This is a genomic window from Chryseobacterium sp. T20, from assembly GCF_047345655.1.
Taxonomy (GTDB): domain Bacteria; phylum Bacteroidota; class Bacteroidia; order Flavobacteriales; family Weeksellaceae; genus Chryseobacterium.
Genome location: NZ_JBLFDU010000004.1, coordinates 350,852 through 377,237, shown reverse-complemented (window position 1 = coordinate 377,237; position 26,386 = coordinate 350,852). Strand labels below are relative to the sequence as shown.

Sequence of the window (26,386 nt, the reverse complement as noted above, 5' to 3'; positions counted from 1 at the left end):
ATTGACTTTTTGAACTTTAAGCTCTAAATTTATTATCTTTGCACTTCTAAAATTTAATAATGAATAAATACATAAAAATTGCAGTAGCAGCAGTTCTTATCCTGTTAGGACTTTATATGATGATTTTCACAAGAAATCTTGGATGGGGTATTGTTGTTTTTCTTCTAGCTGCATTTCCTATCTTACTCTTCTTTAAAAACGAGTACATCCTATTGGCATTCTGGCAATTGAGAAAACAAAATATGGAAAAAGCCGGAGAATGGTTATCCAAAATAACAGATTATAAAGGACAGCTTCATAAAACTCAATATGGATATTTCCACTATTTATCAGGACTGACACAAGCTCAGGATCACCCTGCTAAAGTAGAACCATTCATGAAGAAAGCGTTGGAGTACGGTTTGAATATGAAACACGACAGAGCTATGGCTACTTTAAATCTTGCAGCAGCAGCTATTTCTAAAGGAAGAAAGCAGGAAGGTCAGAAGTTGCTGGAAGAAGCAAAAAGACTTGACAGCGCAGGAATGATGACGGATCAGATCAAAATGATGAAAGATCAGTTGAAAATGCCAACCATGCAGAAGCACATGCATAACCCGAATATGAGAAACAGAGGAAAATTCTTCTAGTTAAACTAATATATAATATAAAAGTCCTGAATTTTTCAGGACTTTTTTTATTCTTGGAATTAAAAGTTTCTTTTGAGCAAATAAATACTTTTAAATATTGTTGTCCGATTAAATTAAAGAATAATTAACAGGTCGCTCCTCCGGAGCTATGATTTTAAAACAAATACATTCTATTAACAGTTAGCTCCCATTGGAACTGGATTTGATCCCGTTGGAATCTACTGTTAGCAATTATTTAAACTTTTTATCGGGCAGTAATGACTTTTAAATTACATTTCCGAATTATTATGGTCATAGCCATAAAACTTGGGCATCTGCCAGTGGTATTTTACGGCAAGCGTCCGTATGGCAACAATAAGTAGAATGGTAAGAATCTGTACAAAAGTATAAGATAGTACAGAATATTTGGTCATCAACAGAAAAACCGCTCCGCCTACGATACATGCTGTGGCATAAATTTCCTTTCTGAAAATTAATGGAATTCTATTGAGTAATATATCCCGGATAATCCCTCCGAAACAGCCTGTAATAGTTCCCAATGCAATACAGATCATAGGATGAATACCTGCATTTAATCCTTTCTGAACTCCGATAATGGTAAATAATCCAAGCCCGAAGCTGTCGAAGATAAATAAAGTGACTTTAAAATTCTTTTCAAGAGATTTGAATATCATGGAAAAAATACTGGTCACCAGAATCAGCGTACACATCAGAATATCATGCATCCAGAATACAGGGATATCCAGCAACAGATCTCTCACAGTTCCTCCTCCTACAGAAGTTACAAATGCAATAATAAGCACTCCGAACGGATCAAGCCGTTTCTGCATCGCTGCAAAACTTCCGGACATGGAAAAGGCAATCGTCCCAAGGACTTCTATCGCAAAATTGAACTGTTCGTGCATATATTATGAATGATAAATGATAATTGATGAATGATTTTTTTTGCTTAAGCAAATTCTTGGCCATTGTATCAATTATCATTTATCGCTTATCAAATATTGTTTAGTTTATCTTTCCACTCTCACAGAGTCCGGAACCATCAGTTCATATTCGCCGCCGTGAGTGATAATTTCCCTTACAATGCTGCTACTGATGAATGATTTTCCTGAGGAAGTCAGTAAAAATACGGTTTCCAGTTTTTTGTGGGCTAACGTTCTGTTGGTATGGGCAATTGCTTTTTCGAATTCAAAATCTGCCGGGTTTCTCAATCCTCGGATAATGTACTGAGCATTTTTTTCAAAACAGTAATCTACCGTTAGGCCTTCGAATGAATCTACTTCCACATTGGGGAATTCTGCCACTGAATTTTGAATGAATTCCATTCTTTTTTCAAGAGGGAACATATATTTCTTTTGAGAATTCTGTCCGATTGCAATAATTAATTTATCAAATAGCGGAGCCGCTCTTTCTATAATGTCGTAATGTCCCAAGGTAATAGGATCAAATGATCCTGGGAAAACAGCAATTTTCATATTCTAGTTGTTTTCGTTTGATTTTTCGTAAAACAGCCTTAGATTTTCAAGATTGAGGCTGCAGTTGTTATTTAGAACCTGATTGGAAGATAGATTTAGAATCAAATCATTTCTTCCTATAATTTTTGAATTTTTGTAAACTTTGTCAATGGGATGAAACTTAATCTTACTTTCAAAAACTCCATTTTCATTTTTCTTTATAATTCCTGAAAACAAGATTTTGTTGTCAGGAGAGCTGATTTCGAAATAATTGGGAACTGTTTCATTATCAATGATAACATCATGTTTTTTAATGTAATTGAAACACTTCTGATCATCAAGGTAAACAGCATCACCACCAAATTTGACGCTTTTGGGTTCAAGCGAATTCTTAGGCAGTTGTAATTCAAGAGTTTTGTAGTTCTGTGCCAATGCTAAAGAAGAAACAAATAATGAAATAGTAAGAAGCTTCATCATTAGATTACTTATTAAGTGCTTTTTCTACTTCATTTCCACAAAGATCCATAATGGAGATTCCATAATGTCTTGCCTGCTGTGGGAGAATACTTGCAGGAGAGAATCCTGGGTTGGTATTCATTTCAAGCATATAAGGAATCCCGTCCATCAAAATAAATTCACTTCTTGAAAAACCACTCATGCCTAATGAATTGTAAGCTCTTTTGGCGATTTCCTCCACTCTTTTAGTGGTTTCTTTGTCAATTCTTGCAGGGGTAATTTCTTCAGAAGCTCCTTCATATTTTGCTTCATAATCAAAGAACTCATTGGTAGGAACAATTTCTGTAATTCCTAGAACAATAGTTTCTCCTTTAAAATCAATAACTCCCACAGAAACTTCCATACCGTCCAGGAAACTTTCAATCAGGATTTCATTATCTTCTTTGAAGGCAATTTCAGTAGCAGCAATCAGTTCAGACTTTTCTTTTACTTTGGAAATTCCCAGCGAAGATCCGGATTGGTTAGGTTTTACAAATAATGGAAGATTAAGTTCTGATACAATTTCATCCACATTGATGTCTTCCCCTTTTCTTAAATAAATACTTTTAGCAGACGGAATTCCGTATTTTGATAATACGGCAAGAGTATCTTTTTTATTGAAAGTAAGAGCACTCTGGTAAAAATCACATCCTGTATATTTTTGGCCAATGGCATCCCAGTATGCCTGAAGAATTCCATTTTCTCCCGGAGTTCCGTGGATGATATTGAAACAAGCATCAAATTTTAAAGTTTCCCCATTATCTAAAGTCACAGAAAAATCTCCTCTGTTGATGGCATATTTTTTATCATTTTCACCTAAAAAATACCATTCATCTTTAAGGACTACTACTTTATATACGTCATAGAGATTTCTGTCTAAAGAATCATAAATCAATTGTCCGCTTTTTAAAGAAACGACGTATTCATCAGAATAGCCTCCCATCACTACGGCAACACTTTTTTTATTCATAACCATATAGTATCAATTAAGGCAAATTTAATCATTTTATGCAATGCAATATGGGAAATCCTCAAATTTTAAAATCAAAAATGAAATGTGTTAAATAAAAAGTCCATTCTAAAATTATTAGCTATATTTGCGGTTATAATTAAAGTATTTTTAAGTATGCTTAAATCACTTTTCAATTGGAAAGTTTTACTGAATTTAGTAGTAGCCATCGGTGTTTTCGTAGGGCTTGTATGGCTTACATTTCGCTGGTTGGAATACCATACTAACCACGGTCAGGAAATTCCTGTTCCCAATATTGTAAATAAATCGGTGCATGATGCCGTAAAAATATTAGATGATACAGGACTGGAATATGAAGTAGACAGTGCCAATTACGACCCGAAATACAGACCATTCCAGGTATTGCAGGTATATCCTGCGCCAGGTTCCCGTGTAAAAGACGGAAGAACCGTAACGCTTAAAGTAAATCCGAGAACATGGGCTCCTATTGCGGTTCCGAATGTGATCAATAAATATTCAGGGCTAGCATTCCAGAGATTGGATCAGGTAGGTCTTAAAATCGGTGATACAATTTATGAGCCTAGTATTCAGAAAGATGCCCTTTTAAGAATATTATATAAAGGAAATGCAGTGAACCCAGGTACCCGTTTACCAAGATTCTCTACAATTGATGTTGTGGTAGGATCGGGACCCATGAGAAATATTTCTATTCCTAATGTTGTAGGACTTACGGTAAAAGAAGCAAGAGTTGTAATTGCCAAGAGTATGTTTGAAGTAGGATTGGTAGAGCATGAAGATGGAAGTAAAGATGAATCCGATATTATCTATTATCAGGATCCTGCTTCCGGAGATGTTCGTGACCAGGGAATGCAGATTGACCTTTGGGCAAGTAAGAAAACTCCGGCAGAATTAAGAGCAAAAGTTGATCAGCTGAATTCTATCTATCGTATGAAAGTGGATACTTCACTTCCTCCGGTACGATATGAAGAAGTGCATAGCGAGCCAAGCTATGATGCTCCGGTAGTACCAGCTCCTGCTCCAAAAAGAGAAACTCCAAAGCCGGAAGTTCCGAAGACAGAGACTCCTAAAACTCAGACTACAGCAGCTAAACCAGCTGCTGCAACTGTTGAAAAACCTAAAACATCTGCAGGAAACGGTACTCATACAGCTGGAAGTACAACCAAACCTGCAGCAGCAACAACACAACAGCCTGCTCAAAAGCCAAAAGCTAAGAAGGTTGTCGTAGAATAAGATCAGATTAATATCAAAAATACAGGCTTCAACTATAAAATGTTGAAGCCTTTTGTGTAAAAAATATAAAACAATGTCAGAAGATAACGACGATTTTTTAGATGAAGAATTATTAGATTCCAACAGTATCGAAAACATCGATATTGACGAGGAAAATAAAGGTTTGTATGAACATCTTAATATCACTGTTGACAGCAAGCAGGAACCGTTAAGAATTGATAAGTTCCTTTTAATATACAGACAGAATTCTTCAAGGAATAAAATTTCACAGACCTGCAGAGCCGGAAATGTTATAGTAAACGGAATAGCAGTGAAACAGAATTACCGTGTAAAACCGGGAGATCAGATCTCTGTACTGCTTACCCATCCTCCAAGAGAGAATGTTATTATTCCGCAGGATATTCCTGTGAATATCATTTATGAAGATGATGATCTTGTAGTAGTGGATAAGGAAGCAGGAATGGTGGTACACCCAGGATTTGGAAACTGGGACGGAACATTGGTGAATGCACTGGCTTTCCATTTTGAAAAGAACGGTGAGAAATCTGATCTTGACAGAGTAGGGCTTGTTCACAGAATTGATAAAGATACCTCCGGACTATTGGTGATTGCCAAGAATGAATATGCATTAAGCTTCCTGGCAAAACAATTCTTTAACCGAACTACGAAAAGGCTGTATTGGGCTTTTGTGTGGGGAAATATGCAGGATGAAGAGGGTACAATCAGAGGTCATATCGGAAGACATCCTAAAAACAGAATGCAGATGTCTGTTTATGAAGATGGCAGCCAGGGGAAACACGCAGTGACCCATTATAAAGTGCTGGAAAGATTCAAATATATGACCTGGGTGGAATGTAAGCTTGAAACGGGAAGAACGCATCAGATCAGGGCGCATTTCAGACATATCGGGCATACTTTGTTTAATGATGAAAGATATGAAGGACATACGCCTTTAAGAGGGGTAAATCTTCCAAAATACAAGCAATTTATTAAAAATGTTTTTGAAATTTTGCCAAGACATGCCCTTCATGCACATACCCTTGGATTTATACACCCAACAACAAAAAAGGAATTATATTTTGAGAGCCCAATGCCCAAAGATATGGCGGATGCTGTAAAAAAATGGAGAAATTATTTGGAAAACTAAAAATATATTGAGATTTTTTTTATATTTGTTGAATTGAAATCAAGATTTGTTATGAGAAAACTATATGCTATCGTATGTTTAGCTCTTTTGTCAAATGCATACAAAGCACAAGAATCACTACCATACTATCAGCAATATCTTTTGGATGGTGAGTTCCTGTTCAACCCAGCTCAATACGGAAAAACAGATTACGTACAGCTCAACGCCAATTATCAACAACAATTTTCAAAATTCAGTAATTCTCCCAATGTTCAGTCAATCGGGATGAATGCGAATATCTTTGATAGAGTAGGTGCTGGTATTTCCGTGTTCAGAGATAGTAACGGACCGATCTCTGCGGGTGGTATCACGGCTGGTGCTTCATATTTTATTCCGCTAAGTAGTGAAGGAGACAGAAAAGACCAATTCTCTTTCGGTACAAGTGTTAACTTCTATAACATGAATTTTGATTATTCAAAAATCAATACTGAAGAAGGAGGTGACCCATTATTAAGAGGTGAAGAAAGTAACATCTTTATGGTGTATGCCAACTTCGGTTTAGCTGCTACCTATAGAGGTTTATTCGGGGGTGTTTCCGTGAATGATATCGCATTAAGTAATGATGCTTCTATCGTAAACAACTACGAACCTTCTCCAATTAAATTCTTCTTAAACTTAGGATACAACTGGAACATTGCTGACAACATTACATTAGCACCTTCAGCATTGATCAACCTTAACACGAACTCAACAAGAATGATCGACTGGAACTTGATGGCGACATTCTCTAATGATATCAACGCATTCTCTTTCGGGGTAAGCTACAGAACGGTTCAGAACAGATTTGACAATCAGAACCTGAGTATCTCTCCAATTGTAAAAGTAAGATTCAACAAATTCATGATCGGAGCTACTTATAACCTTGGATTGTCTGACATCCAGAGCTATGGAGGAAACAGCTTCATGATTGGTCTGGGGTATAACTTCGACAACTTCATTAATGCTAGAGGATTTAGATACTAATTAATTTAATTTAAATAAATTTGAGCTCTGAAATTTTTCAGAGCTTTTTTTATGATATATATTCACATTCCGTTCTGTAAACAAAAATGCAGTTATTGTAACTTTCATTTTTCAACATCCCTGAATTTTAAGGATGAAATGCTTTGCGCCATGAAAACTGAAATACTATTGAGAAAAGATGAGTTACAGAATAAAAATCTGAAATCCCTGTATTTTGGAGGCGGAACTCCTTCTATTCTCTCGGTGGATGAGATCAATTCTTTAATAGATGATGTTCTGAAATATTTCAGTTTTGAAAAAGATATAGAAGTCACTCTGGAGGCCAATCCCGATGATCTGGATAAAAATTTTTTAAAACAGCTGGCGGGAACATCGGTGAACAGACTGTCCATTGGTACCCAAAGTTTTTTTGAAGAAGATCTGAAACTGATGAACAGAGCTCACAGTGCTTCTGAAGCAGAAAGTTCCATCAAACGGGCGCAGGACTTCGGTTTTGAAAACCTGAGTATTGACCTGATCTACGGTTCGCCCACTTCCAATCTTGAAATCTGGAAAGAAAACCTGAATAAGACAATTGCTTTAGAAGTTCCTCATATTTCATCTTATGCATTGACTGTTGAGCCCAAAACAGCGTTGGAAAACTGGATTTCAAAAGGGAAAATAAAAAGTCCCAAAGAAGAAGAGCAAAACAAAGAATTCTATTATCTGTCCGACTTTTTAAAAGATAATGGTTTTGAACATTATGAAGTGTCTAATTTTGCAAAACCTGGTTTCTACTCACGACACAATTCTGCTTACTGGAAATACAATGAATATCTTGGAATAGGACCATCAGCACATTCCTATAACGGATTTGATGTCCGAAGCTGGAACGTAGCCAATAATCAGCAGTACATCAAAAAACTGAATGATAAACTTCTTGCCAAAGAGGAAGAAATTCTTTCCCAGGAAGATCAGTTTAATGAAATGATTATGATTGGTTTACGTACCATTTGGGGTGTTGATCTGGAAAGTTTAAAAAGTAAATTTTCAGAGAGAATGCTGGAGCATTTTCAGAGAGAGAGCAAGTCCAAAATAGAGGAAGGTATTTTAATCATTGAGAACGACCATTTAAAAATTCCTGAAAAACATTGGTTTATGGCAGACGGAATTGCTTCGGATTTGTTTATTGTATAATAGCCGGATGTATACAGTATGCCATAAAATTCACTATTTTTGTATAAAATTTCAACTCATTTGAAAACGAAAAAACAAGATTATTCACATCTTTCACCAAGCCAGCCTATCGGAATTTTCGACAGCGGGGTAGGAGGTCTTACCGTTGCCAAAGAAATCAAAAGACTTCTTCCTAACGAAGATCTGATCTATTTTGGAGATACAAAGCATCTTCCATACGGAGAAAAATCCAAAGATGCTATTATTGAATACTCTACAAAGATTACCAATTTTCTGTTGGAGCAGAATTGTAAAGCGATTGTTATTGCCTGTAATACAGCAACGGCAAATGCTTTGAATGAGGTTATGCAGTCGGTTGCAGGAAAAGTTCCTGTCATAGATGTCATTAATCCTGTTGCCGAAAAAGTTTCTTACGAAATCCATAATAATGTAGGAGTAATTGCTACCAAAGCAACTGTTAATTCAGGGCTTTATAAAAAGAGCATCCGAAAACATAATAAATGGATCAAAGTAGACGAATTGGCAACCCCATTATTGGTTCCTGCCATTGAAGAAGGGTTTAAAAATCATCCGATTACTCATGCTATTATTTATAATTATTTAAGTAATAATAAATTAAAGAACATCGAAACGTTGATTCTTGGCTGTACTCATTATCCTCTTTTAATTGATGAAATCAAGCAGTACTACGGAAACAGAGTGCGTGTAATAGACTCTCCGAATATTGTAGCCAATCATCTGAAGATTATTCTGGATAAGTATAACCTTTTAAATGAACACAATTCAAAACCGAATTATCATTTCTATCTTTCGGATATTACCAAAAATTTTGAGAAAATCTCAAAGAAGTTCTTCGGAAAAACTATCGACTTAGAATTGAAAGTACTATAAATAAAAAGTCTGCCTCTCTATTGAAGCAGACTTTTTTATTTATTAAATTTTGTCATTACGAAATCAAGTTTTTAAAGCACAAAAATTTATTTTCGATAAGGTTATATGCTTTATTTAGTTCCCACAGATTTCACAAATTCCACGGATAATAATGCTTTTAAAATTAAAAGGTGACTAAAAATCTGTGTTCTCTGTGGGGAAATAATGTTCAATTTCATTCGTGTTTGTTGTGAAAGAGATCGTGAATTTGTGTTTAAATTTACGCCTCCACAATTACTTTTTCAGCATCCAGTCTTTTCTTAGGATTAAATTTAGGCTGGTTTGCATCTGTTTCATCTCTTTCCCCGATGGCTACAGCAAATAAAGTTTCATATTTTTCATTATTCAGAACTGCATCATATCCTTCAGGTTCAATTCCTTCCATTGGGGTAGAATCTATTCCCATTGCTGCACAAGCAGATAAAAGAACTCCTAATGATAAATATACCTGATGGCCAAGCCATGATTTTATAGCATCTTCTCCTTTGGGTTTTACCATAGTTCGGTAATAATTAACAGCACCTTCAGGAAGGTTTTCTTCAATTTGCTTTTCAAAGTTTTCTATGTTTTTGATCACTTGAAAAATAATTACATGACTACTATCGAGTACTTTTTCTTTATTAAAATAAGATTTGTCACCCAATTGCTTTTTCAGTTCCGGATCATTCACGAAAATAAAATTCCATGGCTGGCTGTTAATGGAGGAAGGACTTAAATTTAAAATCTCCTGAAGCGTTGCAATTTGTTCTTCACTGATTTTTCCCTGTGGGTTATACTTTTTTACAGTATACCTGTTTTTCATTTGGTCTAAAAAGTTCATAATTTTATACTATCATTTTTATAGTTACAAAAGTAATTTAAGTTTCTTAACTTTGCAATAACGGTAAAAAATGATAGTATAAAAATGTATACAATAGATAATAAATCGTATCCCTGCTGTACCAGTGTGACAATGAAATTTATAGGAGGGAAGTGGAAAGCAGTAATTTTACACCATCTTATTGGTGGAGCTAAGCGTTATAACGAGATAAGAAAATCCATTCCTACCATTACGGAAAGAACGTTGAGTTTACAGCTAAAACAATTGGAAGAAGACGGAATTGTGGACAGAAAAGTTTTTACGGAAAAACCTCCTTTAGTGGTAGAATACGAATTGACAGACTTTGGAAAGACCCTTTTACCCGTGTTAGAAGCGATAACAAAATGGGGAGAAGAATCTCCCGTAATATCAAAAAAAATAATCAGGAATTAAAGTTCCTGATTATCTTCTTTATTGGGCTCAAAAAAACTGAAACTTACGTTTCCGTATTTTCGGGTATCTATTAAATTGGGATGGTCGAGTTTCATACGACTTTGGTGCTCCACAATAAGAACTCCGTTTTCCTTCAGGTATTTATTGTTTAAAACAAGAGAAATCAACTCGTGGTATTTTTTCTCTTCCATTTCAAAAGGAGCATCAGAGAAGACAATCTCGAAAGATTTTTTATTTCTGAATTTTTTTAGCCAGTCAAAAACATCTCCTCTCTGTACATTGATCTGAAGGGCCATGTCAAGCTCAGATGCCGTGGTGTTTATAAATGCGGTATGCTTTGGATTCAATTCCACAGACGTTACATTCTGACATCCTCTGGAAGCAAATTCAAAGGTGATAGAGCCAATTCCTGCAAAAAGATCAAGCACAGAAATCGACTGCATATCGTATTTGTTTTCCAGAATGCTGAATAAAGCCTCTTTCGCAAAATCGGTGGTAGGTCTTACTTCAAAGTTTTTAGGAGCTGCAATTTTTTTGGCTTTCCATTTGCCTGATATTATTCTGAACATATTTTTGTTAGGGTTTGGATAATAGATTTTAGGTGCTGGGTAATATGTTTGGGTTCTGATCCCTATTACCTGCGGCCTGCAACCTAGTTAAGTATAAAATTCTTGTTGGGAATATTGTCAAAAACAATTTTCAGGTTTTTAACAAATTTCTGAAGTTCGGAAATAAACGTTTCATTTTCCGTAGTTTCTCCATAAGCATAAAAGCTGGTTTCATTGATTCCGAAACCGATTTTGCTCAATGTAAACATAATGAAGTAAAGGAAATCTACTTCAGAATTGACATCAAGATTATTATAAAGAATGATTTTTTTATTATCAATCGCAAAAAACTCACATTGATTGTGATACAGATTGATGTGAATTTCCTTACTCGTTTTATTATTGATTGAACTTAGAAACTTTTCCCCGGAGAAATTAAAATGAACCGGTATGGCCAGCTCTTTTATTTTCTTATAGTAGTTTTTCGGGAAAGTATAATAAAACTGAATATTGAATTTTTTGTTGATAGAAAGCATCAGCTCTTCCTTCTCTCTGTCGGTAGGAGCGTTGAAAGCAATCAAGTCAAATCCTGCATCATGCTCGGAAAAACCTTCCGGCATCAGGGTAAAATGATTCAATGCTGAAATCACGTGGATTTCGTCATAGCGCTGCTTTATAAGAACTTCATCCAGCTTTTGGTCAATAAGATTGGCCGGTGTCTCTTCAGTAACGAAATAAGACTTTTCCTCCAGAATGTTTTTGTTTTTAACAATCTGGCAGATCAATCCGTCTTTGGTAAAAAGTAAATTAAGTACGTTCATATTTCAATTCCTGCAAATTTAGTGAAATTCTACCATTACCGCACCCGATTGATGGTGAAGTATTTCCTTATTATAAAAATCAATATTGACCTGGCTTTCCAATACATCCCGAACCATCCTCTGTAAAGTCCCGTCACCAATGCCGTGAACAATTTCCAGTCTCTTCAGGTTGTTCTTTCGGCAAAACTCAATCACTTCAATCAGTTTTTCCTTTTGAATAAACAATCTTTCAAAACTGTCATAATCATTGGGATTCTTTACCAAATTATGAAAATGCAGGTCTAAAACCAAATGATTTTTCTGATGTTTTTTAGAAATGATTTTTTTAGGTTCCGCTTTTCTTACGACTCTGATATTTTCATAAAGATCAGCATCTTTAGGAACCAGTTTTTCTTTTGGGTATTGATGAGTAAAACCATATTCATCTTTAAAAACGACAATATTTCCTTTCACGGAAGTAATTACTCCGCTTAAATCTTCATCTACTACCGAAACCTTATCGCCGATCTTCATAATTTAAAAAACTGTCTGAATCCAATATTTCTGCAAAGGTAGAAAGTAAAAGGTATAGAAAACAAACTCCTTTACGCTCAAACTCTCCAACACTCAAACCCTCTCACTCATTAAGCTCTTAGTCCCAGTTCAATGACCTCCAGATCTTTGATTTCCTCACCGTCTACCACAAAGCGCATTATAGTTCTTACTTTATGCCAGCCCTGTTTACCACAAGCTCCAGGATTCAGATGAAGAAGGCTGTTTTTCTCATCATACATCGCTTTTAAAATATGGGAATGACCTGAAATAAATAATTTCGGAGCTTTTTCTGCAATTTCTTTTTTCGTAAGTGGAGTATATTTTCCCGGATAACCTCCGATATGAATCATGAGAACTTCCAGTTTTTCACAAAAAAAACGGTTCACTTCCGGAAACTCAGCCTGAATTTTAGCATCATCAATGTTTCCGTAAACACCCTTCAATGGTTTTATTTTTTCCAGCTGTTCAATCACATCCAGACTTCCGAAATCTCCACAATGCCATACTTCATCAGCCTGAGAAGCATATTCCAGAATTCTGTCATCAATATAAGAATGAGAGTCGGAGAGAAGAAGAACTTTTGTCATTATCTAAGGGTTCTTTCAGTAATATTTTCGTTGTATTTATCTTTGAAAATGGCTACACGATCAGGATTAAGTTCTCCTTCCTGATTGATTACTCTTTCTTTCAATAACCATTTCACCAGCTTTTCCATTCCTTTTTTAGAATTCATAAAATTGGCAATTTTACCGATATCAGTAGATTCTACCTTTACTTTCTCTGTCAGAAAATTCAGGATAAAATAATCATCACTTACATAGCTTGGCGTTTCATTATCCATATATCGGTAAAGAAGAACTTCATCATCATTTTTCATAGAGAAAAAAGAATATTGTGCCACATTGATTTTTTCAGCCTTCAGGATCTGCTTCCCATCCAGTAAAACTTTATCATCTTTGATAGTTACATCCTGAGAAAAATATAAATTACAGCTTATCATCAATAAGAAGAAAGCCAATATTTTGTTTACTGCCATTTTAATTTTTTTAAGACTGCAAATATAAAGAAGCTTTTATCAATTCACAGGAGAACCTAATCAGTAATATTTTTTGTTTTCCTGATAGAATCCAGTTTCTTTTCAATATCTGCACTGAAAACCTTTTTCAGTTTCAGTTGATTCTCTGTAAGCTTTGAAATAACAAAAGTACCGGTCATATTGGTATTAGAAGGGAAAACTAAAGTTACTGTAGAATCTGAAGCTTTTTTCCAGTTCCCGATATAACGGTCCGGTTTTTCACTTTTTTTAGTGACAGGTTCTTCCAGAGCATCATATCTTAAGGTAGATTTAATCAGATTTCCTGTGATTTTTCCATTTTTCTGAAATCTGATGCCTTCTCTTCTTGCCTCAAAACCATCCTGTTTTTCATAGGTATAAATATAGGTATCCATTTTACTGAGATTCCAGGTCTGTAAAAGTAAAGGGTTTGAAGTTCTGTCCTGGGCTTTGATACCACTGATAGCGAAAAGAGAGAAAATACAGATACAAATAGGCTTTTTCATGAATACTGCTGATTTATCGTAAAGTTTTAGCACTGCTAAAATTAGCATGCGTAATATTTAGTAAATTTGGGAAAATTAAAATAAACAATGAAACAGAAACTTTCTTTTTTCATTTTTCTTTTGACCGTAGGATTGGCGAATGCGCAGGTGGAAGAAAAAAAACTGGATGAACTGATCCAAAATACCCTGAAAACCTTTGATGTACCGGGAATGTCGGTAGGAATTGTGAAAGATGGTAAAATGATCTATTCCAAAGGGTTTGGAGTACGTTCTCTTACAACAAAGCAGCCGATGGATGACAATACGCTGGTAGGGATTGCTTCCAACTCAAAAGGCTTTACCTGTACGGCATTAGCCATCTTAGCAGATGAAGGAAAACTGAACTGGGATGATAAAGTTTCAAAATATATTCCTGAATTTCAAATGTATGATCCCTACGTTTCCCAAAATGTAACAATCAAGGATCTTATTACCCACAGAGCAGGATTAGGACTTGGACAGGGAGATCTGATGTTTTTTCCGGAAGGAGGAAGCCTAACTGTTAATGATATTGTACATAATGTGAGATATCTGAAACCTGAAAATCCTTTCAGAACAAAATTAGATTATAACAACATCATGTTTATCGTTGCCGGCGAAGTCATTCACAGAGTTTCCGGATTAAGCTGGGCAGAATTTATTGAGCAAAGAATTATGAAACCTGTAGGCATGACTTCAAGTTTCGGAAGCTACAACAGAGCAAAAGCTACAACAAACAAAATTGACGCACACGCTCCGGTAGACGGAAAAGCAATTGCTGTTCCTCACGATTGGAACGAGACAGGTAATGCAGCTGGAGGAATCATGAGTAATATCAAAGATATGACAACCTGGGCAGAATGCCTATTGAATAATTTCACCACAAAAGATGGTAAAAAACTGGTTTCGGATAAGAATGTACAACAGCTATGGAGTCTGCAGATTCCAGATAGAGTGGCCGCAAAAAATCCATATGATACAAGTTTTTACGGATATGGTTTAGGATGGTTTCTAAGTGATGTTAAAGGACACAAACAAGTACAGCACACCGGAGGATTGATTGGAACGGTTACCCAATTTACTTTAATTCCTGATATGAAGTTGGGAATTGTAGTTTTGACCAACCAACAGTCTGGAGCCGCTTTCAATACTATTACGAATACCGTGAAAGATTCTTATCTTGGGGTAGCAGACAGAAACTGGCTGAAAACCTATGGCGAAAGAATGTCTAAAATGGAAGCAGAATTCAATAAACAGAAGAAAGATGCTTTTGCAAAATCTGAAGCCTTCAAAAAAGAAAAATCTCTTCAGCCTAAAGCAGAACAGTTTACAGGAACATATAACGATGTTTGGTTTGGTGATGTAGACATTGCCCAGCAAGGAAATACCTACAGAATTTCATGTAAAAACTCTCCAAGATTAAAAGGAGAATTACTTCCCTATTCTAACAATTCTTTCATCATTAAATGGGATGACAGAAGTTATGATGCGGATGCCTACATTATTTTCAGCTATGACGAAAACGGTAAAGCAGAATCTGCAAAATTGAAAGCGATCTCTGATGTGACGGATTTCAGTTTTGATTTTGATGATCTGGATTTGAAGAAGAAATAAAATCGAAATCACATAAGATATTTCATAGAGAACGGGCTTTGGTCCGTTCTTTTTTGTTTGTTAACTACGAATGCCACTAATTTATTCACAGATACCACTCATTTTAATGATCATTGAAAATTAGAACTGATATAATTCAATAGGAACGGGCTAAAGGTCGTTTTTTCATGTTTACAACGATAATGGCTTTAGCCAAAACTAACCACCCCGTCAAAAATTCTTTGAATTTTCGCCACCCCTCCGGTGGAGGGGAATAGGCAGTCGGTAAAAGAAATATTGGTTTATTGTACAAGATTCAGATCCTGATTTGCTAAAGTAAGCTCTGTGTTAAGATGTTGCTTTTCAAAGAAATTTTTTAACTCAAGAAGTCTTTTCTTATGGTCGTAATGGATGCTTGAATTCAGTTTTCTTTGGCATAACGAACAGGCTCTGGCAAAATGATAATCAGTTTCAGTTAAGGAATTGGTTCCATTCATCACGCAATTAGCATTCAGACAATGGCTGATTCCAAACATGTGACCGATTTCATGTGAACTGATTTTTACTAGTCTTAAAAGGCTTTCATTGAAATTTGACTCGGTTAAATGACCACCTGCAAATCTATACATCGAAGTTACTCCTACACCATCCTGATAAGAAGCAAGTCCGAAAACAAAGTTCCATTCCGGTTTTGGGAAAAGATCTTTTTCGGTAATTCCCATCAGTACGACAGCGTCTTTTGGTTTTCTTTTGATCAGAATGCTGTCCAGCACATATCCTGCAAGAATCTGTTCATTCCCTTCTTTTGAAATTCTTTTGACATTGCTGGGAAAAATACTGTTTGATAAAACAGGAAGTACCTTTGTCTCCAGCTGATAATAGTTTTTCAAATATTGTTGAGTAAGTGCTATTTCTTTTTTCTGAAGTTCATCAAATTTCCCGATGGGTTGAAGATAAATGGTATTTTTCCCAGGTTCTGGTTTTATCTTTTTTAATTTCTGAAAATCTTCAAATGTCTGGAAATGTTCATCGTGATTGTACCGCCAGCTTCCGGGTTTTGGAGAAGAGGAAAGTTTGATGTCATTCAGTGCAATAGATTCATAGTAATTTTTCTTCTGTTTCTGGCAAGAGAAAAGAAGCGTAATTATTGTGACATAAAAAAATAGAAAAGTGAAATTATATTTTCCCTGGTTCATAAAAGAAAAGAAGTTTCTTTTTAGCACCGTCGAATTCTGCCCAGGATTCACAGTCTACTTCAAAACCGGCAACTCCGCAAGTGGGAAAATGGAAAATATCCTCAGAAATGGAATTGGCAAAATTGGAAATTCCATTATTGTGAGAGAAGAAAGCAACTGAATTCAGGTTGTCATCCAGATCATAAATTACAGATTCAAAGCTTCTTTCCGAAGGGTTATATAGTTTTTCATCAGTAGAACAGTTCAGCTGATAGGCCTGATTAAAGATTTTACAGGTATTCAGTGCACGAACCGCAGGGCTCGATACAAAATGGTCTATAGAAATATTATTGCTTTTCAGGAATCTGGACATGTGCATAGCATCCTCCAAACCTTTGTCTGCCAAAGGTCTGTCAAAGTCCTCCGTTTCCTCCGGCCAGTCGCTTTTTGCATGTCTAACGAGGATGAGTTTCTTCATATAATTGTTTTTTGGAAGATTAAAATTATAAAAAAAATAATGGAATAAAACATGATTTATATAAAAAAACTGCGTTATGAATAAAATCAGTAAATTTTACTAAATTTGCAAACTTATGGGACAAATCCTTGCAATAGACTACGGAAAGGCTCGTTGTGGTATCGCTGCAACCGATGATATGCAGATTATAGCCAGTGGGCTGGAGACTGTAGAGAACCGTTCTTTAATGGAATTTTTGAAAAAATATTTCAATGAAAACAAGGTAGATGAAGTGGTAGTTGGGCTTCCCATAGATTTGAAAGGAAATGTTTCAGAAGTGGAAACCGATATTTTAAAATTCATAGAAGAATTTAAAAAAGAATTTTCGGATATTGCAGTTCACCGTTTTGATGAAAGGTTTACCTCCAAAATGGCTTCATTTTTTATTTCCCAAAGTGGAAAAAACAAGAAAAAGAGGCAGGAAAAAGGATTAATAGATAAAGTAAGTGCAACAATCATATTGCAGAATTTTTTAGAACAAAGATTAAGATGATATTACCGATAAGAGCTTTTGGGGATCCTGTTTTGAGAAAAGTAGGAAAAGATATAGACAAAGATTATCCCGAATTACAGGAACTGATAGATAACATGTTCGAAACCATGTACAGCGCAAATGGCATAGGTCTTGCAGCGCCACAGATTGGTTTGGATATCCGTCTGTTTGTAATAGATGTGACGCCTCTTGCAGAAGATGAGGATTATGAAGATATTAAAGATGAGTTGGCAGAGTTCAAAAAAGTTTTCATCAATGCCCAAATTCTTGAAGAATCAGGGGAAGAATGGAAGTTCAATGAGGGTTGTCTTTCCATCCCGGATGTAAGAGAAGATGTGAAAAGAAAAGGAACAATCGTTATTGAATATTATGACGAAAATTTTGTAAAACATACAGAAACTTTTTCCGATATTAGAGCCCGCGTAATTCAGCATGAATATGACCACATTGAAGGAGTTCTGTTTACCGACCACCTGAGCGCTCTGAAGAAGAAACTCGTAAAAGGTAAGCTGACTAAAATCTCTCAGGGTGACGTGAGTATCGGTTACAAAATGAGATTTCCAAAATAATTAAATAAGGATTAAAACGAATAATAAAAAGCAAAAAGCTAGTGCTGATTGCAGAATTTACAAAAAATAAAATTATGCTGTTAGAAAAAATAATTTCAATTTCTGGAAAACCAGGACTTTTCAAATTAGTTTCTCAATTAAGAAACGGATTCATCATTGAAGATGTTACCAACAGGAAAAAAGTAAGCATTGGAAACTCAAGCCAGGTAAGTTTATTGGACAATATTGCCATGTTTACATTTGAGAAAGAAGTTCCTTTGTTTGAAGTATTTGAAAATATTGCTAAAAACAACGACTATAAGGAAACAATTTCTCACAAATCTTCTGATGCAGATTTGAAAGATTTTATGCTTGAATCACTTCCTAACTATGATACAGAAAGAGTATATTCTTCTGACATCAAGAAATTGGCTCAGTGGTACAACATCCTTCATAAAGCAGGATATATCACTCCGGATAGCTTTGTAAAAGCAGAGCCTGAAACTTTGGAAGGTGAACCAGCTGAAGAAGTAAGCATTGAAAAAGAAGCTAAAAAAGCTCCAAAAGCAGAAAAACCAGCTGCTCCAAAAGTAAAAGCTACTTCCGCTGCAAAATCAGCTCCTAAGAGTACACACAGAAAACAAGGATAATTCATTTTTGAATTAAAAATACAAAACCTTGTCTGGAATTTCCGGACAAGGTTTTTTGTTTTTTCAGACAAAAGATAATTGCGTGCTAATATTCCAAACCTAACAGGTTTCGAAAACCTCTTAGGTTTACATATCGAATCTATCCGAATTCTGCACTCCGCAACTTTTACTTCCAACGTTTGTAATGATGTCCGAATATCCCTTACATTTGTATGAGATTGAATTTTCAAACTATGAATACGAAACAAGAGAAACTGGAGGCCTTTGGAAGATTACTGGATATTATGGATGATTTACGTGAAAAATGTCCGTGGGATCAGAAACAGACATTACAATCACTTCGCCATCTTACCCTTGAAGAAACCTACGAGCTTTCAGATGCTATTTTACAGGAAGATTTACAGGAAGTAAAAAAAGAATTAGGTGATGTTCTGCTTCATCTGGTTTTTTATGCTAAAATAGGTTCTGAAAAAGAAAGTTTTGATATTGCAGATGTTATCAATTCCTTGAATGAAAAGTTGATTTTCCGTCATCCTCATATCTATGGAGATGTTGAAGTGAAAGATGAAGAAGAAGTGAAACAGAACTGGGAAAAATTAAAATTAAAAGAAGGAAACAAATCTATTTTGGGTGGAGTTCCGAAAAGCCTGCCAAGTTTGGTAAAAGCTTATAGAATCCAGGATAAGGTGAAAGGAATAGGTTTTGAGTTTCATGATGCAGAAGATGCATGGAAAAAAGTAGATGAAGAGATTCAGGAGTTCCATGCGGAGACTGATTTGGATAAAAAAGAACAGGAGTTGGGGGATGTTTTCTTCTCACTTATCAATTATGCAAGAATTTCAGGAATCAATCCGGATTCTGCGTTGGAAAGAACCAATCTTAAGTTTATTTCAAGATTTCAAAAGATGGAAGGACTTGCTGAAGATCAGGATTTAAAACTGGCAGATATGTCTCTGGAAGAAATGGATGTTCTTTGGGAAAAGGCAAAAAAACTTTCATAGTTGCCGATTGGAACAATTAATGCTTCTTATATTCAGTTAAAAAAATAAAAAATAAATATGTTACGCTTTCTTATTTTACCCGCCTTGCTTTTATTGAGCTGCAATCCAAAAGCTCAGAATTCTCCCACTAACGAAGATGAATTGAAAGTTCAGTTTACCTTACCTAAAAAGTTGAAGGAAGTTTCCGGAATTACTTTATCAAAGGATAAGAAAACAATCTGGGCAATAGAAGACAGAGGAAATAAAAATGCAATATACGGGCTGAGTGATAAAGGCGATATGCTGGCAAAAATACCGGTAGAAAATGCTGAAAATACAGACTGGGAAGATATTATATCTGATCCTCAGGGAAATATTTATATCGGAGATTTTGGAAATAATGACAATAACAGGCAGGATCTGGCGATTTTAAAGACAGATTTAAAAGATACCAAACAAATTGTTACAAAGGTTGTTCAGACTACAAAATTTCATTATCAGGGACAGACAGAGTTTCCTCCTAAAAAATCAAATCTACTGTATGACTGTGAAGGTTTTGTGGAAATGGACGGAAATTTTTACTTATTCACCAAAAACAGAAGCAAAGGTTTTGACGGAACTTTCCTTGTATTCCAGGTACCCAATAAAGAAGGTGATTTTGAAGCAAAGTTAATAGGGACCTTAAAACTTGATGGAGGGTATAATGATGCAGCTATTACTTCTGCCAGCATCAACAGTACAAAAGATAAAATTGTATTGCTTACCCATAAAAATGTTCACGTTCTTACCGGATTTACATCAGACAATTTCAGTACTGCAAAAATCCAGAAAATCCCTTTGAATCATAATTCCCAAAAAGAAGCTCTGGTATTCTTTGATGATAAAACATTAATGATAGCTGATGAGAAAGGGAAAAATGAAGGGGGAAATGTATATACTTTTTCTTTAAATTAAATTGTATATTTTTATAAAAAATAAACTAACCAACCATGAAAAAATTACTTTACCTTTCACTTGGATTAAGTCTGTTTTCGTGCAGCAGCAGTGATGATACTATAGAAGATACTCCATCTCCTATTGAACATATGGAAAAAGCTTATGTATATTGTACAGATGGGATTGGAGCAGGACCTTCTCCTCAAGACTATTATGAATTTACTTACGAAAACGGAAATTTGACAAAAGTTAAAGGGAGGTTCTATCCAGTTTTTATGCAAATGTTTGACAGGTTTTTTTCTGAACCAATTACTAAATTAATTTATAGTGATAATACTGTGAGAGTAAGGGAGTTTGAGCTAGGGGGTATTCCGGGATATGATGAATATCGTTATACGATGAATAATAACAGGCCTGTAAAACAAGAAAGTTATCATGTGAAAAATGGAACTGCCCGTTCTGCTGTAACTGATACCAAAACTTACACTTATGAGCAGGATAAATTAAAAAATGTTCATTGGAAATTAGCGGGATCCGGAGACTATGAATATATTACAACATATTATTATGATAACAATAATAACCTTACTAAGTCTGAATACTTAGAAAGAATAAAAGGGGTAGATAATAAGATGACGACTTCTATATATTCAGATTTTGATACGGCTTCAAATCCATTTAAAAAACTTTTTCTGATCAATAATACTTTTTTTGAAAAAAGCTTATCCGTTAATAATTTCAGGAAAAAAGAAACTACTGTTGTAAACTTAATTGATAATATTCCTCCCAAAACATCAACAAAAATATGGAACTATAAATATGATGTTAACGGGCAAGTGCTATTATACTTCCCAGTACCATAAATGAATAAATAAAACCCCACAGAGAAATCTGTGGGGTTTTGAATATATGAATGTTAATGAAGTGATTGACGTTTGTATTGTTTACGGAGTCAGATACGAAATATGAATATTTCCGCTGGATAATCTGAAATTCTGAGTATAGCGGCAGCGTATCCTAAAGGTTTCTCCTGTATTGAAAAAGTTAATGGAGGAAAGGTTATGATTCAATCCCGTTGTACGTTCTCCATGGCCCGTAGATATGCCTGCTAGCGTTGTGAGTGTAGGGGAAACTTTTTGTATGTATGAATTAGCTGTTCCTGCAGTTTGTCCTGATGGATTTAAATTAAGATCATAGGTAGCATAAGGAACTATATTGTAAAATCCGGGTTTTACTACGGTGAAAAGCCCCGTTGTAGAATTATACGTTAAATAAGCAGTATCGATCTTATTACTCACATTAAAAACATAGGTTTGTGAATAACTTTCATGAGTGTTAACTGGTGTAGAATGCGTACCTGTATAACTTCCACTGGCCGGGCTGATGTCTGTTTTGTTTCCCACATAAACCACCTTTAGAAAGTTTTCTGACTCAATTGTTTTCCAAACCGGCGCATTACCTGCTCCGTTGGACATTAAAACTTCACCTTTATTTCCTGAATTTCCCTTTGTTCTATCATCTCCCCCCACATTAAGATCTTTAACTACCTGAAGTGAACCGTTGACATGCAATGTATGTTGGGGAGTTGGTGTTTTAATCCCTATCTGTGCATTTAACTGAATGAACATGACAAATAATGCCATATACAATAGTTTTTTTTTCATCATTTGTTGATTTTTTGTTGCCACAAATATAAAATGTTTTTAAAATGTCTATTTTTTAAGGAATTGATAATCATATTGAACTATGTCTGGTTTTGACTTATATAGCTGAAAATATGGCCTTTATTTAAAAGCCATATTTATTTTATCAGTAAAAAATGTGAGTTGAAAATTTGAATTATTAAATTTTATTAAAATTGAAATTTTTTCAAATTTTTAATTTTAAATAGTTTAATATGTTGTTAAACAGTATTTTATATTGGATTGTAGTACTCATTTTAAAAATGAGAATTAATTTTTTTTAATGGACAGATTAAAATTTCATTCCTACTCCGGCAGAAATTCTTCCTCCGTCTGAGCCATAGAAATAATTCAATCTTGCAGACATCATTTCCACAATACTCAGCCATACCCCGGCACCGGCAGACTGATGCCATTTTCTGGAGTTTTCATTGTCATTCCATACACGGCCGATATCATATCCGATAAGAATTCCCATGTTCGCAGGAACAATATTATTTCTTACCCGTCCGAAATCCCATCGGATTTCCGAGTTATTGGTAAAATATGATCTTCCTGAGAATCTTTCATTTCTGAAGGCCCTCATGCCATTATTGCCTCCAATAGCTGCAGCCTGGTAGAATTCAAAATTATTATTATTGATCCACATCACATTGCTGGAATTGGCGAATACAAATGTTCCTTTTTTATCAATTCTATGGTCAATGGCAAGCTTTCCTTTTACGGTTACGAAATTCTTATTAAAATCAGAAAGCGTTGCTTTCCAGTCTGCATTCAACATAAATTCCAGTCCAAGAGTAGGAAAGGCTGCATTATCTGCATTTTTATAGCCAAAAGTATAATTGGCTCCCACAAACTGTTGGCTGTTAAATACTCCAGGTCTGACATCCGGTGACTGATTGATGAAACGGTCAGCTTTTCTCTGTACTTTATTATCTTCAAAAGTCAGTTGAAACTGGTGGCTGAGGTTCATCCAGCTCTTTTGAGAGATGGAGGGAGCAAAGTTGAATTTAGATATTCTGGCTCTGTTGTACTCTCTTTCCGTATCCTCTCTGTCATATTCACTTTCATTGGAAAGTCCAAAAAAGTTTTGAGAGAACCTCGGAGTCGTATAAAATGCATCAAGGTTGATATCCCAACCTGAGATTGCCTTTTTAAATACTCCTTTGTACGTAAGGCTAAATCCTGCAGTTGCCGTATAAAAATTAGCTTTTAAGCTATGTCTTTGAGTAAATGGATCGCGGATAAAATTATTCACCGTATAATTAGCTAAAACTCCTACAATGACACCGTCATCCGGGTTATAATCCAGGTTTGGATATCCTGCTACAGAATTGTATTTAGGGTGCTTATAATTATAACTGTTGATATCATAATCATCCGTAATATTCTTCGTTGCATTGCCATCATTATAAGTGTTTTTCTGAGATTTAAAATCATAAATCTTCACTTTTCTTCCATCTGCAACGTTATACGTATCATGATTATAGCCGCCAATCAGTCTGATATTCATTTTAGGGCTTCCGCTTCCTGTTACTACATAAGTATCATCATCTTCCAGCCCATAGATCCATAATTCTTTTGTTTTTGAATCATGATAGGTTTTTTCAAAAACCAGTTCATTCTGATCCTTATTCTTACCCAGATAATATTGCTGTACCATTACGGAATGTCCGTTTTTGGTGATAACAAACTTATCAGGATTTACTGTTCCTGCCAAAGGAACTTTTTTCAATAGTACATCATAGTACTGTGCGGCATAGCTTTGCAGCTTTGTTTTTCTTATTTTCAGTTTTCTCTGGATTTCAGCAATCGTTTCATCCTGCACCTCTTTTGGGAGATTATGGAAAGCATCATCAATATCCGCATCCGTAAGATGTTCCTGAATATATTTTGCCTGGGTTTCCCACTCATTCTGGTCTGAGCCTTTTAAGAACACAAGATCCATTGGGTAAGGTTCCATGGCAAGCCATTTTACACTGCTGATATCTTCTGTAAAGGTTTTCATGTGGCGGATGGCCGGAACATTCATAATAATTCTGAAAGCTGCTCCATCATATTTACTGAAAGCCTGATCTCTGTCTTTTGGAATGGGTTTATAGATCACTTTATCACCCTCTTCATATTGCGCCCATTTCCATTGATCTGAGTGTCTGTCCCAGTCACCGATAAGCATATCAAATAACCTTGCTCTGATATAAGATTCTCTGTCAACAGAATATTTATTACTCTTGCTGAGGTTTTTTAATACATCATCGGTAGAAACAATATCTTTTGCATTATCGAGATATGCCAGTGTTTTCGGATCTGAAGAAAAACGTTCTTCAATCATATACATTTCATCTCCATAATTCTCATTATACGTTCCCAAAGCTTTTTGTTTAGGAATATAATACAGTTTTGGATTACTGTGGAAAATGCCCAGTTTTTCAGACATATTTCCAATCGTAAATGGAGTAAATGGATGATTGGTGGTATAAAAATCAAGTAAGAATTTTTCAGGATAAGTATCCGCAAGTTCTTCTCCCAATGTACTTTTCTGGAAAGCCATATTATTTAAGAAACGGATTGCACTTTTTTTCACGCCCCGCATCACGAATTCCTGTCCGTCTGCAGACTTCAATCGCAAACTGTTGGACTGGTTTCCTCCACCTTCTCTGAAAGGAATATATCCACCATTCAATTCAGAAAGATTAGCTGTTGGAGCTTCAATGGGAATTCCGTAATATCTTCTGTAATGATCTCCCCAAAGCCAACGGTAAAACTTTCTTTTTTCGGTAAGCGGTACCGGATAAATGGTTGAAGAGAATGTTGCAGGAAAAGAATTGGGGAAGTTATTGACAAACACATCCGGTTTGGAAATCACGGAAATATGAGTCAGTTTTTGAAGCTGAGCATCTTTAGTTGAAAAATACTCCACATCTGTACTTTCATCTTTTCTGAAATTTAAAACCGCAAAACCACTGCCTCCGTAGGAAAAGTCTGTTTTTTCTACAATGGTAGAAGGATCTGTTTTAGAACCTGCACCACTGATGATCTGTCTTAAGTTTCCATCTTCGTGATATTGCAGATTATGGTCATGGCCGGATACGAAAATAATATTTTCCTTATCCTGAACAATACTTTTCAGTCGGTTGGCCAGATCTGCATAATGTTGATTATTGATATCTTCAGGACTGGCTCCTGAGGAACTTCTTAATATATTGATTACACTTGCCACCACAGGTACAGGAACTTTACTCTTTAAAGGAAAGAGATGAGATTTTGCAGAATTAAAACCTGCATGTGTTCCACTACTGATGATGGGATGGTGTAGGGCAACAATTATTTTTTTACCCTGATTTTTAATGATAAGATCTTTAAACTCTGTGAAAAAATCTTCACGGGTTTTGATATTACAGTTTTTGTTGATTCCAGGATAATTGTCCCAGTTGGCGATCACCCATTCCGAATCGATAGCAATAAGTTTGATATCTTTAGAAATGTTGATGTCATCAATAGGGCAGCCGTTCTTAGGAAGGAAAGCTTTTTTATCATCAAGATATTTTTTAACGAGTCCTTCCTGGGTATTCAATCCTTCCAGTCCACTGTACCAGTCATGATTTCCCGGAATTACAAGGGTTTTCCCTTTGAAATTTTTGGTAATGGAGAGTTGGTTTTCCAGTTTCTGCTTTGCTGTGACATAATCTTTATCTGTTTCTTTGGGCATCCCATTGGGGTAGATGTTATCGCCCAGAAAGATCAGCATAGAGTTACTGTCGGCAGAATCCAACTTACTTTTCAGTAAATTCAGTGTTTTTTGTGCCTGAGGTTCATCTGAGTTTCCAGCATCTCCAATCAGAAAGAGTTTAAAATCATTTTCAGATTTTATTTCGGAATCTTTTACTTCAAATAAGTTTTTGCCCTTTTGCACGTTATAGGTAGCACAGGAATAAAGGACTCCTGCGGACATTACCGTTCGAAGAACAATAGAAGTATTTTTTAGATGAGTTTTAAAGGATAAATTCATAAATTTACATTAACAA

29 protein-coding genes are annotated in these 26,386 nt (G+C 35.4%); 14 read left to right on the top strand and 15 right to left on the bottom strand.

The window, feature by feature from the left end; all coding sequences use genetic code 11:
• Window positions 1–59 precede the first annotated feature (59 nt).
• Window positions 60–629, top strand: a complete 570-nt coding sequence (locus tag ACMA47_RS12965; protein ID WP_034693340.1) for a membrane protein — start codon at window positions 60–62, stop codon at window positions 627–629.
• 269 nt (window positions 630–898) lie between these two features.
• Here ACMA47_RS12965 and ACMA47_RS12960 read toward each other — a convergent pair whose 3' ends face one another.
• From ACMA47_RS12960 to ACMA47_RS12945, 4 genes are all read right to left on the bottom strand, one after another.
• Window positions 899–1,534 (bottom strand): trimeric intracellular cation channel family protein, encoded by a 636-nt coding sequence (locus ACMA47_RS12960; RefSeq protein WP_047428487.1) that lies wholly within the window; start codon window positions 1,532–1,534, stop codon window positions 899–901.
• Window positions 1,535–1,639: 105 nt separating this feature from the next.
• Window positions 1,640–2,104: a pantetheine-phosphate adenylyltransferase gene (coaD, locus tag ACMA47_RS12955; protein WP_047098871.1), complete on the bottom strand. Its 465-nt coding sequence runs from the start codon at window positions 2,102–2,104 to the stop codon at window positions 1,640–1,642.
• Window positions 2,105–2,107: 3 nt separating this feature from the next.
• The gene (locus tag ACMA47_RS12950) at window positions 2,108–2,560 is read right to left on the bottom strand and encodes a hypothetical protein (protein ID WP_413930090.1); all 453 of its coding nucleotides are present in this window, start codon (window positions 2,558–2,560) and stop codon (window positions 2,108–2,110) included.
• A 4-nt stretch (window positions 2,561–2,564) separates the two neighbouring features.
• The gene (locus ACMA47_RS12945) at window positions 2,565–3,548 is read right to left on the bottom strand and encodes a D-alanine--D-alanine ligase (RefSeq protein ID WP_413930089.1); all 984 of its coding nucleotides are present in this window, start codon (window positions 3,546–3,548) and stop codon (window positions 2,565–2,567) included.
• Between the two features lie 156 nt (window positions 3,549–3,704).
• Between ACMA47_RS12945 and ACMA47_RS12940 the strand changes: the two genes are divergently transcribed.
• From ACMA47_RS12940 to murI, 5 genes are all read left to right on the top strand, one after another.
• Window positions 3,705–4,799: a PASTA domain-containing protein gene (locus ACMA47_RS12940; protein ID WP_413930088.1), complete on the top strand. Its 1,095-nt coding sequence runs from the start codon at window positions 3,705–3,707 to the stop codon at window positions 4,797–4,799.
• 73 nt (window positions 4,800–4,872) lie between these two features.
• A complete protein-coding gene (locus tag ACMA47_RS12935) occupies window positions 4,873–5,946 on the top strand; it encodes an RluA family pseudouridine synthase (protein ID WP_413930087.1) in 1,074 nt (357 codons plus the stop codon).
• A gap of 51 nt (window positions 5,947–5,997) precedes the next feature.
• Complete coding sequence (locus ACMA47_RS12930) at window positions 5,998–6,948, top strand: PorP/SprF family type IX secretion system membrane protein (RefSeq protein ID WP_105684369.1); 951 nt, start codon at window positions 5,998–6,000, stop codon at window positions 6,946–6,948.
• 51 nt (window positions 6,949–6,999) lie between these two features.
• Window positions 7,000–8,124 (top strand): radical SAM family heme chaperone HemW, encoded by a 1,125-nt coding sequence (gene hemW, locus ACMA47_RS12925; protein ID WP_413930086.1) that lies wholly within the window; start codon window positions 7,000–7,002, stop codon window positions 8,122–8,124.
• 60 nt (window positions 8,125–8,184) lie between these two features.
• The gene (gene murI / locus ACMA47_RS12920) at window positions 8,185–9,015 is read left to right on the top strand and encodes a glutamate racemase (RefSeq protein WP_413930085.1); all 831 of its coding nucleotides are present in this window, start codon (window positions 8,185–8,187) and stop codon (window positions 9,013–9,015) included.
• 259 nt (window positions 9,016–9,274) lie between these two features.
• Here murI and ACMA47_RS12915 read toward each other — a convergent pair whose 3' ends face one another.
• On the bottom strand, window positions 9,275–9,874 hold the full coding sequence (locus ACMA47_RS12915; protein ID WP_413930084.1) for a nitroreductase family protein: 600 nt from the start codon (window positions 9,872–9,874) through the stop codon (window positions 9,275–9,277).
• Window positions 9,875–9,958: 84 nt separating this feature from the next.
• Here ACMA47_RS12915 and ACMA47_RS12910 point away from each other — a divergent pair, with 84 nt between their 5' ends.
• The gene (locus ACMA47_RS12910; RefSeq protein ID WP_034693356.1) at window positions 9,959–10,306 is read left to right on the top strand and encodes a winged helix-turn-helix transcriptional regulator; all 348 of its coding nucleotides are present in this window, start codon (window positions 9,959–9,961) and stop codon (window positions 10,304–10,306) included.
• On the opposite strand, the gene ACMA47_RS12905 is transcribed toward ACMA47_RS12910, so the two are convergent.
• From ACMA47_RS12905 to ACMA47_RS12880, 6 genes are all read right to left on the bottom strand, one after another.
• Window positions 10,303–10,875, bottom strand: a complete 573-nt coding sequence (locus ACMA47_RS12905) for an RsmD family RNA methyltransferase (RefSeq protein WP_062675611.1) — start codon at window positions 10,873–10,875, stop codon at window positions 10,303–10,305. The two genes, ACMA47_RS12910 and ACMA47_RS12905, sit on opposite strands and share 4 nt — an antisense overlap.
• Before the next feature lie 83 nt (window positions 10,876–10,958).
• Entirely contained in the window at window positions 10,959–11,675 is a 717-nt protein-coding gene (locus ACMA47_RS12900) for a DUF3822 family protein (RefSeq protein ID WP_413930083.1), read from the bottom strand.
• An 18-nt stretch (window positions 11,676–11,693) separates the two neighbouring features.
• Window positions 11,694–12,188 carry a Smr/MutS family protein gene (locus tag ACMA47_RS12895; RefSeq protein ID WP_114820933.1) on the bottom strand — a complete coding sequence of 165 codons (495 nt, stop codon included), beginning with the start codon at window positions 12,186–12,188 and terminating at the stop codon, window positions 11,694–11,696.
• 110 nt (window positions 12,189–12,298) lie between these two features.
• Window positions 12,299–12,796, bottom strand: coding sequence for a metallophosphoesterase family protein (locus ACMA47_RS12890; RefSeq protein WP_413930082.1), 498 nt, complete (start codon window positions 12,794–12,796; stop codon window positions 12,299–12,301).
• Entirely contained in the window at window positions 12,796–13,245 is a 450-nt protein-coding gene (locus tag ACMA47_RS12885) for a hypothetical protein (RefSeq protein WP_413930081.1), read from the bottom strand. The genes ACMA47_RS12890 and ACMA47_RS12885 overlap by 1 nt, the downstream gene beginning before the upstream one ends.
• A gap of 56 nt (window positions 13,246–13,301) precedes the next feature.
• Entirely contained in the window at window positions 13,302–13,769 is a 468-nt protein-coding gene (locus ACMA47_RS12880; RefSeq protein ID WP_413930080.1) for a hypothetical protein, read from the bottom strand.
• Window positions 13,770–13,856: 87 nt separating this feature from the next.
• Between ACMA47_RS12880 and ACMA47_RS12875 the strand changes: the two genes are divergently transcribed.
• Window positions 13,857–15,401, top strand: a complete 1,545-nt coding sequence (locus tag ACMA47_RS12875) for a serine hydrolase (protein ID WP_413930079.1) — start codon at window positions 13,857–13,859, stop codon at window positions 15,399–15,401.
• 281 nt (window positions 15,402–15,682) lie between these two features.
• On the opposite strand, the gene ACMA47_RS12870 is transcribed toward ACMA47_RS12875, so the two are convergent.
• Together ACMA47_RS12870 and ACMA47_RS12865 are read right to left on the bottom strand one after the other, a co-directional pair.
• Window positions 15,683–16,576 carry a Zn-dependent protease gene (locus ACMA47_RS12870; RefSeq protein WP_413930078.1) on the bottom strand — a complete coding sequence of 298 codons (894 nt, stop codon included), beginning with the start codon at window positions 16,574–16,576 and terminating at the stop codon, window positions 15,683–15,685.
• Complete coding sequence (locus ACMA47_RS12865; protein ID WP_079240431.1) at window positions 16,557–17,033, bottom strand: SixA phosphatase family protein; 477 nt, start codon at window positions 17,031–17,033, stop codon at window positions 16,557–16,559. The genes ACMA47_RS12870 and ACMA47_RS12865 overlap by 20 nt, the downstream gene beginning before the upstream one ends.
• 115 nt (window positions 17,034–17,148) lie before the next feature.
• On the opposite strand from ACMA47_RS12865, the gene ruvX reads away from it, so the two are divergent.
• The 6 genes from ruvX (at window position 17,149) to ACMA47_RS12835 (ending at window position 21,542) form a co-directional block, all read left to right on the top strand.
• Window positions 17,149–17,565 (top strand): Holliday junction resolvase RuvX, encoded by a 417-nt coding sequence (gene ruvX, locus ACMA47_RS12860; RefSeq protein ID WP_149388524.1) that lies wholly within the window; start codon window positions 17,149–17,151, stop codon window positions 17,563–17,565.
• Window positions 17,562–18,134: a peptide deformylase gene (def, locus tag ACMA47_RS12855; RefSeq protein WP_089696951.1), complete on the top strand. Its 573-nt coding sequence runs from the start codon at window positions 17,562–17,564 to the stop codon at window positions 18,132–18,134. The genes ruvX and def overlap by 4 nt, the downstream gene beginning before the upstream one ends.
• 74 nt (window positions 18,135–18,208) lie before the next feature.
• On the top strand, window positions 18,209–18,763 hold the full coding sequence (locus tag ACMA47_RS12850) for a DUF5606 domain-containing protein (RefSeq protein WP_413930077.1): 555 nt from the start codon (window positions 18,209–18,211) through the stop codon (window positions 18,761–18,763).
• A gap of 233 nt (window positions 18,764–18,996) precedes the next feature.
• Window positions 18,997–19,764 carry a nucleoside triphosphate pyrophosphohydrolase gene (mazG, locus tag ACMA47_RS12845; RefSeq protein WP_413930076.1) on the top strand — a complete coding sequence of 256 codons (768 nt, stop codon included), beginning with the start codon at window positions 18,997–18,999 and terminating at the stop codon, window positions 19,762–19,764.
• 57 nt (window positions 19,765–19,821) lie between these two features.
• Window positions 19,822–20,697: an SdiA-regulated domain-containing protein gene (locus ACMA47_RS12840; protein WP_413930075.1), complete on the top strand. Its 876-nt coding sequence runs from the start codon at window positions 19,822–19,824 to the stop codon at window positions 20,695–20,697.
• Window positions 20,698–20,732: 35 nt separating this feature from the next.
• On the top strand, window positions 20,733–21,542 hold the full coding sequence (locus ACMA47_RS12835) for a hypothetical protein (protein ID WP_413930074.1): 810 nt from the start codon (window positions 20,733–20,735) through the stop codon (window positions 21,540–21,542).
• An 81-nt stretch (window positions 21,543–21,623) separates the two neighbouring features.
• Here ACMA47_RS12835 and ACMA47_RS12830 read toward each other — a convergent pair whose 3' ends face one another.
• Both ACMA47_RS12830 and ACMA47_RS12825 read right to left on the bottom strand, forming a co-directional pair.
• Window positions 21,624–22,346, bottom strand: a complete 723-nt coding sequence (locus tag ACMA47_RS12830; protein ID WP_413930073.1) for a hypothetical protein — start codon at window positions 22,344–22,346, stop codon at window positions 21,624–21,626.
• 307 nt (window positions 22,347–22,653) lie between these two features.
• Window positions 22,654–26,370: a metallophosphoesterase gene (locus ACMA47_RS12825; RefSeq protein WP_413930072.1), complete on the bottom strand. Its 3,717-nt coding sequence runs from the start codon at window positions 26,368–26,370 to the stop codon at window positions 22,654–22,656.
• Between the last annotated feature and the right edge of the window lie 16 nt (window positions 26,371–26,386).